Origin of the sequence: Mesorhizobium sp. M0598, from assembly GCF_040320865.1 — a bacterium.
Classification (GTDB): Bacteria; Pseudomonadota; Alphaproteobacteria; order Rhizobiales; family Rhizobiaceae; genus Mesorhizobium.
In genome coordinates this window covers 1-12,304 of record NZ_JAMYQL010000023.1, presented here as the reverse complement: position 1 = coordinate 12,304, position 12,304 = coordinate 1, and the positions used below count along the sequence as shown (strand labels likewise).

General features: G+C 63.6%; 11 protein-coding genes. 3 read left to right on the top strand and 8 right to left on the bottom strand.

Going from position 1 to position 12,304, the window contains the following annotated elements; all coding sequences use genetic code 11:
- The first annotated feature begins 225 nt into the window (after nt 1-225).
- Nucleotides 226-1,971, top strand: a complete 1,746-nt coding sequence (locus NKI59_RS23965) for a protein kinase family protein (protein ID WP_352707297.1) — start codon at nt 226-228, stop codon at nt 1,969-1,971.
- A gap of 243 nt (nt 1,972-2,214) precedes the next feature.
- On the opposite strand, the gene NKI59_RS23960 is transcribed toward NKI59_RS23965, so the two are convergent.
- The 8 genes from NKI59_RS23960 to NKI59_RS23925 are packed head-to-tail and all read right to left on the bottom strand — an operon-like array spanning nt 2,215 to nt 11,174.
- Entirely contained in the window at nt 2,215-3,261 is a 1,047-nt protein-coding gene (locus NKI59_RS23960; RefSeq protein ID WP_352707295.1) for a UDP-glucuronic acid decarboxylase family protein, read from the bottom strand.
- A gap of 23 nt (nt 3,262-3,284) precedes the next feature.
- Nucleotides 3,285-4,394 carry a CgeB family protein gene (locus tag NKI59_RS23955; protein ID WP_352707293.1) on the bottom strand — a complete coding sequence of 370 codons (1,110 nt, stop codon included), beginning with the start codon at nt 4,392-4,394 and terminating at the stop codon, nt 3,285-3,287.
- On the bottom strand, nt 4,391-5,485 hold the full coding sequence (locus NKI59_RS23950; RefSeq protein WP_023676129.1) for a CgeB family protein: 1,095 nt from the start codon (nt 5,483-5,485) through the stop codon (nt 4,391-4,393). Before NKI59_RS23950 ends, NKI59_RS23955 begins: the two co-directional genes overlap by 4 nt.
- The gene (locus tag NKI59_RS23945) at nt 5,482-6,612 is read right to left on the bottom strand and encodes a CgeB family protein (protein ID WP_352623188.1); all 1,131 of its coding nucleotides are present in this window, start codon (nt 6,610-6,612) and stop codon (nt 5,482-5,484) included. The genes NKI59_RS23950 and NKI59_RS23945 overlap by 4 nt, the downstream gene beginning before the upstream one ends.
- Nucleotides 6,613-6,614: 2 nt before the next feature.
- Nucleotides 6,615-7,718: a glycosyltransferase family 4 protein gene (locus tag NKI59_RS23940; RefSeq protein WP_352623189.1), complete on the bottom strand. Its 1,104-nt coding sequence runs from the start codon at nt 7,716-7,718 to the stop codon at nt 6,615-6,617.
- Nucleotides 7,703-8,995, bottom strand: coding sequence for a TIGR04295 family B12-binding domain-containing radical SAM protein (locus NKI59_RS23935; RefSeq protein ID WP_352623190.1), 1,293 nt, complete (start codon nt 8,993-8,995; stop codon nt 7,703-7,705). Before NKI59_RS23935 ends, NKI59_RS23940 begins: the two co-directional genes overlap by 16 nt.
- Nucleotides 8,992-10,071 carry an NAD-dependent epimerase/dehydratase family protein gene (locus tag NKI59_RS23930; protein ID WP_352623191.1) on the bottom strand — a complete coding sequence of 360 codons (1,080 nt, stop codon included), beginning with the start codon at nt 10,069-10,071 and terminating at the stop codon, nt 8,992-8,994. The genes NKI59_RS23935 and NKI59_RS23930 overlap by 4 nt, the downstream gene beginning before the upstream one ends.
- Complete coding sequence (locus tag NKI59_RS23925; RefSeq protein ID WP_352623192.1) at nt 10,068-11,174, bottom strand: NAD-dependent epimerase/dehydratase family protein; 1,107 nt, start codon at nt 11,172-11,174, stop codon at nt 10,068-10,070. Before NKI59_RS23925 ends, NKI59_RS23930 begins: the two co-directional genes overlap by 4 nt.
- Nucleotides 11,175-11,430: 256 nt before the next feature.
- On the opposite strand from NKI59_RS23925, the gene NKI59_RS23920 reads away from it, so the two are divergent.
- A complete protein-coding gene (locus NKI59_RS23920) occupies nt 11,431-11,703 on the top strand; it encodes a hypothetical protein (RefSeq protein WP_352623193.1) in 273 nt (90 codons plus the stop codon).
- Between the two features lie 104 nt (nt 11,704-11,807).
- Entirely contained in the window at nt 11,808-12,137 is a 330-nt protein-coding gene (locus NKI59_RS23915) for a hypothetical protein (RefSeq protein WP_352623194.1), read from the top strand.
- Nucleotides 12,138-12,304: the final 167 nt, after the last annotated feature.

Below are 12,304 nucleotides of genomic sequence, written 5' to 3'. Positions count from 1 at the left end.
ATGCTGTTGAAGGTAAGTTCTTCGTGCCAAACCGCCTGCCTCGCTGATTGTTCCTTGCCGGCTGCAAAAATCGTGCAACCGATGGTGGATCAAAGTAGCGCTCGCCGAGTTGTGCAGTGAGGCCAACCGGGACGGACAATGATCGTCTATGGCGACCACAAGCGAATGCAGAGCGCGCAACATGTTCGCGGCTCAGCCTGCAAAGCGGCCGAGCACATTGCGGACATGCCAAGTGGGACCGAACGCCACGCAGCCCTGGTCGGCCTGTTCATCAAGGTCTCGGAACTGGTCCAGGGCCTTGCCGATGCTGAATTCGAGGCCAACGGCATGGACAGGAATTCCCGACAGCGGATCGCGGGCGCAAATCTCCTGGTCGGCTTGGCTCGGGACGTGGGCAGATCGTGGGCGGCCGGATTCGCCATCGACGGCCCGGTCGATGCCGACGTGCCGCGAATGCTGGCCGAACTCGATTGCGACGGCGAAATCCTCACCGGCACGGCTGAGGGATATGCTCACTATGCGCTCTATCCGGAAAGCTATTTCGTCGCCGCGCGGCAGTCGGGTCTCGATGCGAACACATGCGTAATCGGCATCCGCAGCATCGGCCTGGGGCTTGCAGCGATGGTGGCTGCAGCCATCGGCGCACCGGCACCCGTCAGCGTCCGTCCGACCGGTCATCCGTTTCGCAGGCGGCTTGCCGCCGATCCGGAACTGATCGGCGGCTGGAGGACAAGGCCATCGGCCCATTTCGCTGTCGTCGATGAGGGCCCGGGCCTGTCCGGCAGCTCGTTTCACGCCGTCGTCGCATGGCTGCAAAGGCTGGGCATCGATCCCAGGCGCATCCATCTGTTCCCAAGCCATTCGGCTGGCCCGGGCCCCGAGGCATCGACGAACAGTCGGGAGGCATGGACGGTTTGCCAAAAACACAGCGTGGATTTCGAACGGACTTTCCCCGCTGGATCCGCTGTCCCGACGTTGCGGGATTGGGTGGCCAGGACGATCGGCCGCACAGCGGCCAGCCTGACCGAAACATCCGCCGGAGAGTGGCGTCGCTTGCACTATGGCTCGCTGGATCATTGGCCACCTGTTCACCGCGGCTTCGAGCGGCGAAAGTTCCTCGCTTTTGCGGGCCGGGGAAAATGGTCGGTCAAATTCGTTGGCCTCGGCGAAATCGGAATGCAAAAGGCCGAGACCGCCAGGAAGCTGCACGATGCAGGCTTTGGCCCGGAAGTCGCCGGGCTGTGCCATGGCTTTCTCGTCGAACGCTGGATCGACGGTGCAACGCTGGACCGGGCAAGGCTTTCGAAAGAAAAAATGGTCACTCGTCTCGCGCGCTATCTGGCCTGGCGCGCAGCCAATCTGCCCGCCTCCCAGCCGGGCGCCTCGCTGGAGGCCCTTGCCGACATGGCCGTGCGGAATACAAGTGAGGCGCTGGGCGAAAACCGCGCGGCGGAGCTGCAGAATTGGTTTTCGACACGGGCTCCACCCAAGAACATGCAGCGGGTCGAGATCGACGGGCGGCTTCATCCGTGGGAGTTCATCCTTTCGCGCGGCGGAACGCTGATCAAGACGGACGCCCTCGACCATTGTCGGTCGCACGATCTGGTCGGCTGCCAGGACATCGCCTGGGACATTGCTGGCGCCCGTGTCGAGTACAGCCTCGCCGACGCGGCGACTGCGGCACTGTGCAAAGCTGTCGAGGCGACTACGTCTCGTCCCGTCGATGCCAATCTGGTCCACTACTACGAGCCCTGCTATCTCGCCTTCCAGCTTGGCTTGTGGAGCATGGCTGAGCGATCGGGCGATGATCGGGAACAGATCCGGCTGGCGGCCGCGGCAAGACGTTACGCTGCCGCGCTGCTTCGTTTCCTGGAAAGCCAAGGCGACCTGCCGCCGCTCGACCAGGATCAGTCCAGCCGGCGCAGCATATCCGCTTCCTTTTCGAGGATGGCCGCTACCTCCTCGCGCTGAAGATGCGTCATCATCAGGCTCACACAACATTCCAGATAGGTGATGGAGGCGCGCCGCAGGAAGGCAGCCGTCTCCTTTGCGGCCATTTGTTCGATGTCTTTGGCGGATCGCTTCGGATGCACAATCGTCTCCATGCCGGTACCTTGACAGAACCAGAAGCTGGACGGGTTGTTCCCGCGACGAGAAAAAGTGACCAAATCCGAGACGACGGCGCTTTCATGCAGAGGCCAGACGCTCCCCGCCTCAGGCCGGCAGGTTTTGCAGCCGGCCTGAGGCAGAACGCACGGTGGCGGCAATTCGACGTCTTCTGTCGACCATCTGCGCCGTCTCAAGCTCGGCAAAATAGGCGATTGTGCGCATCAAACCCTGCCTGAGCGGCACTTTGGGCGACCAGCCGAGAAGCTTCCTTGCACGGGAAATGTCGGGTTGCCGACGACGAGGATCGTCTTGCGGCAGCGGCAGGAATTTCAAGTCCGATTTGGTGGCGGTCATGCCTCTCACCAGGCTCGCCAGTTGCAGGATGGTGAACTCCCCCGGATTGCCCAGATTGACGGGCTGGCGCGGATTGGGATCGACCTCCATCAACCGGATCAAGCCGTCGACCAGATCGGAAACGTAGCAGAACGACCTGGTCTGCAGCCCGTCGCCAAATATCGTCAGCGGCCGTCTCTCGAGTGCCTGCATGATCAGATTGGAAACGATCCGTCCATCCGCAGGGTCCATCCTGGGACCATAGGTGTTGAAGATGCGCGCTACACGGATATCGGCTTTTCCCATTCTCAAATAATCGAAGCATAAGGTTTCGGCGGTGCGCTTGCCTTCGTCATAGCAGGCGCGGGGCCCGATGCAGTTCACGTGGCCGACATAGTCTTCCTTCTGCGGATGCTGTTCGGGATCGCCATAAATTTCGCTGGTGGACGCCTGCAGGAACCGGGCGCCATTGCGGGCGGCGAGCTCCAGCAGATTGAGCGTCCCGATGACGCAAGTCCGTGTCGTGTGGACCGGGTCGGCCTGATAGCGTGGTGGCGAGGCCGCGCACGCCATGTTGAAGATGCGGTCCACCGGTTCGCCAAGCTCCAACGGTCGGCAAATGTCTTGCTTGATCAGCCGAAAATCCGGACGATCGGCGATCGATGCTATGTTCTCCATGCGGCCGGTAAGGAAATTGTCGACGCAGATCACGCGCCAGCCGGCCTGGAGCATTGTCTCGCAAAGATGCGAACCGAGGAAACCTGCGCCGCCGGCGACAAGCACGGTCTTGGTCCGTTGCGCCTTTCTTGATAGCTGCATCTCTATCTTCTCCCGTCTGCGGGTCATGCTGCGCTCTCGACGTCCAGATCGAGAACAGAACGTGGCGATTTGGTCTGCGCCAGCAGCGAAACGAATTCGCGGGCTCTTGCGATGCTTGTGTGAGCTGCGAGGATGAGCACGCGCGCCTGCCTGGCCATGGCAAGCCGGGCGCCGTCGGATTCCCCAGACAGGATACCGATTACGTCCTCGGTCCTGCGCGCCGTGTGGATCGTCCGCTCTGGAAACAGGCTGTCCAGTCCGGCCCAGCTATCGCTGATGATCGCCGTGCCGCAGGCGGCTGCCTCGAAGAGGCGTACGCTGGGCGACCATCCGGCCGCGATCATGGAACTGCGCGTGACGTTCAACGTGTACCGTTGGCGGCTGTAAAAGGCGGCGTGATCTGCCGGCGGCAGGTGTTCGATGCGATCCACATTGTCCGGCCAGGCGATTTCGCGCGGATATTGCGAGCCTGCCACGACGAAGCGGCGCTCCGGCATGCGACGTGCCGGTTCGAACAGCAGGGCCTCCAGCGTCGCCTGGCGATCGGGGCTGTAGGTGCCGAGATAGCCGAGATCCCAGCGGATTGGATCACCGGTTCCGTGATGCCGTTCCGGGTCGACGGAGCAGTAGAGTGGCTCGGCCCGCCTCGCGCCGAATTCCGCTGTCAGACGGGCAAGCGTCGGCCCGCCGGTGAAGGAGAAGTAGACGTCGAAATACGGGACCTGCCGCCTGGCAATGTACTCGCAATCATCGGTCGAAAGCTTTGCCAGCGTGATCGGCGTGTCGATGTCGTAGAAGCAGAACTGACTCGTGCACAGCGATGCCACGACGTCAATGATTTCAGGGCCTTCGGGAACGAAGGAGCCGACGACCACGATATCGGCATCGCGCAGGCAGCGCGCAAAATTGCGGCGAAGATCATCGATCGTTTCATAGTAGCGCAAGGCGCAGAAATCGGGATCGCGCAGATCCCGGTGACTTGCGTACCACGGCACGTCGCGTTCGAGAAAAGTGACGCGGTGGCCGAGTTCGTGGAGACCTTTAAGCAGCCCCCGAAAGGTGGTGGCGTGGCCGTTTCCCCAGGATGAGGAGAGCGACAGGCCAAGAAAGACGATGTCGAGCGGCTTTGTCATTCGGCCGCCTCCACGGTCGGACGCTCGAAATGGCGCCTGAAGATGGCGTCGGCTAAAACGGCACGTGTCGTATAGGTATGTTCGCCAAGCACGCGCCGAAGCGCCGATGTCCCGATCGCCTTAGCCCGTTCGGCACTAAGGCTTTGCATGATCTCGGCGACGTCCTCGCCATCGCGCGCGACCAGGATTTCCTCGCCGGGTTTCAGGAACAGGTCGACGCCGAGCCAGGCGTCGGTGATGAGGCATGCGCCGGCGCCCGCCGCCTCAAAAACGCGCGTCGCAGGTGAAAAGCCATTGGCCGCCATGCTGTCGCGGCTGATGTTCAGCACCGCCTTGGCCGTGACGTTCAATGCATTGTGGTCGCGCGTGCCGACATGGCCGAGCCATCGGACATTGGCGGGCATCTGCTTGTCGCCCCAGCCCGATCCGCCGAGCAGGAAGCGCTGATCGGCGGAGCGGCCGGCCGGGTCGAGGAAGAAGGCTTCGACGCGCGCCTCGCGGTCCGGCAGCCGGTTGCCGAGAAAGGCGAGATCGCAGGCAAAGCGCATGTCCTTGCCGACCGGATGATGCGTTTCCGGATCGAGCGCGTTGTAGATCGGCACGCATTCGGCCGCCCCCATTGCCCGATAGGCCCAGACCACCGGGTCGCCGCCGCCATAGGTCAGCACGAGGTCGATTTCCTGCAGCGCGCGATGCAGCGGATGGTCGGGCTCGTCGCGCAACTGGCCAAGCGTCGCCGGCGCATCGACATCCCAGAATACGGTGAGCGCACCGGCACGGGCGTGATCGAGCACCGCCCGCAACAGCGCGTCGTCGGCGAAACCGACGCCGCTCGCCTTGACGACGATATCTGCCTCCGCCGCCCGCGCCGCCACCTGCATCAGCGCCTGTGGGGTCGCCTCATAGACGACGACGGCACACCAGTCCGGCGCCTCGATGTCGCGGTTCTTCTGGCGATCGTAGACATCGGGCTCATAGAAGGTGATGTCATAGCCGAGCCTGGCCAGAGCCTTGAGCAGCCCGCGGTAATAGGTGGCCGCGCCGTTCCAGTAGGACGACAGCAGGCTTGACCCGTAAAATGCAATCTTCATTCGGCGGCCTCCGTTGCAAGGATCGTGTCCGCGGCTTGGCGGCGCCCGCATTCGGCGAGCACGCCGAACAATTGATCCGCCCGGTGCCGGCATGTGTGCCGCAAGCGGATGGTCTCGAGGCCCGATGTCGCCAGAGAAGCGGCGAGATCCGCGTCGTGCAGCACGGCGCGAAGATGACGCCGCATCTCGGAACCGTTGTTTGCAAACAGAAAATCTACGCCGGGCCTGAACAGGCGTTCGACATCGGACCACGGCGCCGAAACGAGCGGGATGCCGCAGGCGAGCGCCTCGAACATGCGGATGGTCGGGATGCCGGGCAGGCTTTCGCGGTATGGACGCCTGGGGATGTGCACTGTGATGCGGTTTGCTGCAAACGCCTTCGGCACGTCGGCGTTGGCGATCCAACCTTCGTAGTGCAGGCCGGCGGCCGCAAGGTCGGCGAGCGCTTCCCGTGGATAGCGAACGCCGTGGACAGTGCCGCTCAATCCGAGCTCACGCACCGGCTCGACCAGGAATTCCCTGATTTCGGCGCTGCGCTCGTCGTCGCCCCAATTGCCGATCCAGATCAGGTCGGCGCTGCGCTCGATTTCAGGATGGGGCTGGAACAGATGGTCATCGGCTGCCTCGTGCCAGGTAAAGACCCGCTTGCCCCATCCGGCGCGAAGATAGCTTTCCCGCAGGGCCTCCCCAAAGGCGAGCACGCCGTCGTAATGTTCAAGCTGCAAGGCAGAAATCGCTTGCGTTGCCGAGATGGCGCGATGGTGCGTGTCGTGGAACAGCAGCGTGAAACGGCCGCCAGTTGCTTTCGCCCTGCCCAGCCGCGCAACAAGGGCCGGCTCGGTCCACTCATGCACGATCACCACATCGGCGTCGGAGATCCAGGCTTCGTGGTCGAAGGCGGCGTCATAGGTGACCGGCATCAACTCGGGAAAGTCCTTCCGGAATCGCTCGATTGCGAAGGACCCTTTCTCGGCCAGCAGGTTCGACCGGCTCCAGCCGTCGGCGGGCTCCAGCGCGATAGCCTGGTGCCCGCGCGCGACCAGCTCGCGCATGATGCCGCGCAGGAAATGTGCGTTGCCGTGGTTCCAGTCGGAAACGATCGAATGGGTGTAGAATAAAAATCGCATAATCAATTATCCGCCATGGTGGCCAGGGCCGCCTTGTCGTAGACGCCGCGCATGGCGGTCGCCTGCCTTGCCAGTGAAAATCTGCGGCTTCGGCGCGCCGCCGCCTCACCGAGCTCTCGCCGGCGCTGCGCGTCATTGCAAAGGCCATTGATGCAGCTGGCGAGATCACTCGGATCGCGCACGTCGTAGAACAGGGCCGCGCCGTCCCACAGTTCCTGGTAGGTCGCGATATCGGCGAGCACCAAGGGCGTTGCCGACATTGCGGCTTCCAGCGTGGCCAGGCCGAACGGTTCGTAGAGCGACGGCGATACGAAGATACCGGCCCGCGCCATCAGCGAGCGCACTTCCTCATGTGGCACCGGTCCGACGGGAACGGCGTGACTGAAGCCAACATGCTGGCCGTCCGGGCCTTGCTGCGAGCCGGCGACGAAGACCGGCCATTGCGTCAGGGAGGCGGCCTGGTCCAGCACCGCCGCATTCTTTCCTTCGTCCCACCAGCGCGCGGCGGCGAAAGCGACCGATTCCCGTCTTTCGCTCTTCGCGCCGGGCCGCGCCCCGTTGCCGACGACGCTCAGGCGGGCGATCGGCCCGTAGCAGGTTTCGAGCATGTCGGCATGGCTGCGGCTGGGTGCAACGACAATGCCTGCTTTGTCGAAACCGCGCCGGTTGCGGTCCTTCTGCCAGGCCCATTCGCCGTCCGCCGCCTGTCCCTTGACGGCGTGGAACCATGTCACCACGCAGGAATGCGACACCGCCACGACGGGGCAGGGCACGTCGAGCCCCGCGGCCTGCGTCGGCGCGTTGAGATGGACGATTTCGACGGCGTAGTCACGTATGAGCGGGTGCAGCTCCTGCTGCAGTGTGTCGAGGTCGTGCTCGTTGCGGGTCATCCAGTCCGGCGGCGTGTTGAGCCATGTCAGCGCCGCAAACGACTGGGCCTCCTCGGCCTGCTGCCTGGACGGTTCCGGACCAAGCCCGGCAAGCACGACGCTGTCCCCGCCGGCGACCAGTTGTCTGGCCAGATCGAGCGCATAGCGCCAGACGCCGCCAACGGCATCGACAGTCATCAGGATGCGGCGCGGCCGCGGGCTCAGTGTCCGCAACATGTGGCCTCCAATTCGGCCAGCGGACGCGGACGCTTCTCCTGGATGTCGCTGAACGTTCGGAAGGATGCGAGATAATGTTCATGCGCGCGCTCCCAGGCGAGATCGTCCGGCTCGCCCCAAAGTTCGCGGTAGCTCGGCGAACTCGGATAAGGATAAAGCGGCACCGGTTCGTTGGCCCAAACACCGTTGTCGATCAGGTGCTTTCGCCAATAGTCGACCAGCGCGGGATCGTCCTCGACCACGCCGATCAGGTTGGCCTGCACGAACGGCACGTGGCGCCTTGCGTCGACCAGCAGCGCGGCCAGCTCCTCGGTGCCCAGCCGGCAGCGTTTTGCCAGCATGGCGCGGCCTTCCACCGTCAGGCTTTCGAGCCCCGCCTCTATGGAGACGCAGCCGGCGGCGCCGAGCAGTCTCAGCAGTTCCGGTTTCCAGAGGTCGATACGGGTCTGCACGCCGAACTTCACATCGCGATCGACCAGTGCCTCCAGCAAAGCCTTTTGCGGCAGGAAGATCTCGTCGATGAAGTAGATGTAGCCGACGCCCTGTGCGATCAGCCGGTCGATCTCGGCGATCACTGCTTCCTGGTTCCGGCGGCGATAGGCATCGCGGAAATCGATCTTGGCGCAGAAGCTGCAATTATACGGGCAGCCGCGCGACGCCTCGACCTCCGCACCGAAACCGACCTGGTTGTCGTCGAAGCGGTGATGGTGGTGCGAATGCGCGGCAATCCAGTCCGACGGCCATTCGAGCGGTGGGTGATCGATGAACGAACTCGCATGGACGCCGCCGTTCGAGACCAGTTTTCCGTTCTCGAAACGGGCGGTGGACGGCACCGCGCTCCAGTCGTCGCGCCGGGCAAGTTCCGCGACCACTTCCTCGCATTCGCCGCGCACGACAATGTCGACGCCAAGCTTGCGCAAAGTCGGCGTCGGCGTCGCAGAGCCATGCGGCCCGACGGCGGCGGTGCGACCGCCGCGCCCGGCAAGATGATTGAGGAAATCGGCCGGCACGCGCAACTCGGGCGGTGCGCAGCGCCAGAACAGGTAGGTCGGCGCGGTGCTGACGACGGTCATGTCAGGCTCGAATGCGGCGACGCGATCGGCGAGCGCGGCGTTGTCGAGCTTCTGGATCTGCCCGTCCAGCATCAGCACCTCGTGGCCGGCTGCTTCGAGCAGCGCTTTCGAATAGCCGAGTTCGAGCGGCAGATGCGGCTGGCGGCAGCCGAAATAGATGCTGTCCTGGTACGTCCAGGACGGATTGACCAGAGCGACCCTCATGCCACGTACCTCGCCGGTTCGGGATGCGGGTCGAGGCGATGACGCTGCAGCCAGTCGGCGAGGTCGCGGATGCCGTTTTGCCACGGGACGTGCGCTTTCCACCCCAGCGCCGCCTCGATCGCGCGTGTGTCGGCGACGAAGAACGGTTGGTCGCCGGTGCGTTCGCGGTCGTAACGAATCGGAACGTCCCGTTTCGTTATGTCGCAAATCTCCTTCAGCAGCATGCGCAGGCTGACGGCGTTTTCCGGTCCGCCGCCGAGATTGAATGCTTGGCCCTTGATCGCCTCGATCCGGTCGAGCACGGCGCGGTAAGCCGCGACCGCGTCGGCAACATGGAGGATGTCGCGCACCTGCTTGCCGTCACCGTAGATGGTGATCGGCCGGTCGGAGAACGCGTTAAGCAGGAAATGGGCGACCCAGCCCTGATCCTCCGTGCCGAACTGGCGCGGTCCATAGATGCAGCTCATGCGCAGCACCGCCGTCGGCAGATCGTATGACTTGGCGTAATCGAGGACATACTGGTCCGCTGCGCCCTTGGAGCAGCCATAGGGCGTGCAGAAATCGAGGCCGCGCGTCTCGTCGACGCCGTGCGCTCGGATGCCCGCGTCGCGAGGCGCGTATCTGCCGTCTTCTTCGCGCATAGCAAGGTCGGCGAGGCGGCCATAGACCTTGTTGGTGCTGGCGAAAACGACGGGGATGCGCTTGCCGCTGCGGCGAGCGGCTTCCAGGACGTTGAACGTCCCGCGCAGGTTGATGTCGAAATCCTCGTCCGGCCGAACCAGGCTCGTGGTGACGGCGGTCTGCGCGGCAAAGTGGAAAACCGCCTTCGAACGCGCCACCAGCGGCATCAGCGCCTCGGCGTCACGGACATCGGCGATTTCGACGGCGAGGCGGTTGCCGTGCTTTTGCGTCAGCCATTCCAGGTTCTGTTCGACGCCGGGACGGCTCAGATTGTCGATGACCAGCACCGGCTCGCCGTCCGACAACAGGCTGTCGGCGAGGTTCGAGCCGATGAAGCCGCTGCCGCCGATAATGGCGACGGGCGCTTCGCGAAAATTGCGTGAATCCGGTCTCATGATACCAGCCCTCGCGCTTCGAGTTCCCGCTTCATCTCGGCGCTGCGATCGATGGCGACCGTGTTACGCACCCAGGCGACGAAATCGCCGAGCGAATGCTCCAGCCGGTGCTGCGGCTGGAAGCCGAGCAGTTCGCGCGCCTTGGAGATGTCGGCAAAGCAGTTGCGGATATCGCCGGAGCGTGCCTTGCCGAGGATTTCCGGCTGGCGGCCAGGCACGCCCATTGCTTCGGCGAGCAGCCGGGCGACGTCGCTGACCGCGTAGGCTCGCCCGCTGCCGATGTTGATGACGTGGCCGCGCGCCTGGGGCTGTTCCAGCGCCAGCCGGAAGGCGAGGGCGACATCGCGTACATGAACGAAGTCGCGCTGCTGTTCGCCGTCTTCGAAAATCAGCGGCCGCTGGCCATTGGCGATGCGCGAGGCGAAGTTCGCCAGGACGCCGGTATACGGGTTCGAGAGCGCCTGTCCGGCGCCGAAGACATTGAACAGGCGCAGCGCCACCGCATCGACGCCGTAGGCCTCGCCGAAGATCAGTACGGCGCGTTCCTGGGCGTATTTCGTCAGCGCGTAAATCGAGGCGAGATCGACCGGTTTCTGTTCGTCGGTCGGCAGCGGCGACAGGACTTCACCTTCCGGCGACAGGGGATTCCATTGGCCGCTACGGATGTCGTCCGGCTGCCGTCTTGCATTGTCGATGCGCCGGCCGTCCGGCGTCGCATAGAGACCCTCGCCATAGACGCTCATCGATGAAGCAACGACGATCCGTTCGATCGGGCGTTTGATCAGCGCTTCCAGCAACGTGGCGGTGCCGAGGTCGTTGGCGCCGACATAGCGGGCGATCTCGTACATGGACTGTCCGACACCCACTTCAGCCGCCAGGTGAATGATCGCGTCGACATCGTCGACCGCCTCTGCGATGGCGTCGCGATCGCGAACGTCGCCTTTGATCAGCTTGGCGCCTGGCGGCAGGCTGATTGCCTCGCCACCATGCACCTGGTCCAGCAGCGCATCGAGAATTGAAACCCCATAGCCATGTTCAACGAGTTCCTGGGTGACGTGGCGGCCGATAAAACCGCAGCCTCCCGTGACCAGTATACGTTTCACGACAACTCCTCATACGAATGGCTTTGCCGCCCCAAACTTCCGGGCGAAAGGTTTGTTCCCTTGCTTCAACAAAGTTCAGGAGGCTCGCAGGGGTAAGTTCAACCAGGCGTGGGAACATCGAAGGCTGCTTGGTGTTAGGAGCTATGTTCGACCAACCGCGCGCACATGCCGGGCAGCGATGCATCTGCTGGTTGTGTGGAGGCAGACCGGCAACGCGGGGTCTCGCGGTCTGCGGTGGAATCGAAGGGAGATTGCGATGTCTGAATCGAAGACGACCACCGATCACGACGAAATCCGCCGTTGGGCCGAGGATCGCGACGGGCGGCCGGCGGTGGTGCGCACCAAGGGCGAGGGCGGCATACTGCGCATCGACTTCGGCGAGCCTGAAGAGACGTTCGAGCCCGTTGAATGGGACGAGTTCTTCAGGATCTTCGATGAGAACGAACTAGCCTTCCTCTACCAGGATGAGACCAGCGGCGGAAAGACCAGCCGCTTCAACAAGTTCATCGAGCGCAGCCGGAAAGGCTAACATCGTCTAGTACCCCTGCACAGAGGATTCGACGGGTTCGATGGGTTGTAGCCTGGGTAGGATATCGGGTTTGACGAGCAGTTCAATGCTGCGCGCGAGGCCCGGTGCCTGCGGATCAATCCGGCCCGCTCGAGGGTGAGCACCATCTGATGGACGGAAGGCGCGGTGACGCTGAAGAAGCGCTGCATGTGGCGTTGGCCGCAGAACTATTCGAGACGACGGAAGCGATCGAGCGCGTCCTCGTCATAAGGGATGCCTCCCAACTCTCGGGGTGCGCCGAGGCTAGACTTCGCCTGGAAAAGGCGACGACGCGCATCATCGACCATGGCGGCGGCGACTGGAGCGCTACGACTGCGAGTACAAACGCAACGGCACCGCAAACCTGTTCGTTTTCCTCGACGCGCAGCGTAAGCGCTGTTTGCCTCGCACCTTGACCACGACGCCGTTGTGCCGTTTCGAAGACTGCCGCTGTGACGGAGATGGCAACAATGCGCCAGGGAACGAACCCGCTCGCGGGAGGGGCGCGGGGTTTGAGGCGTGAGCTTCGTTGGCAGCGTCGGTGAGGCTTTAATCGATCAGGGGTGACGGACGGCCATCGGCC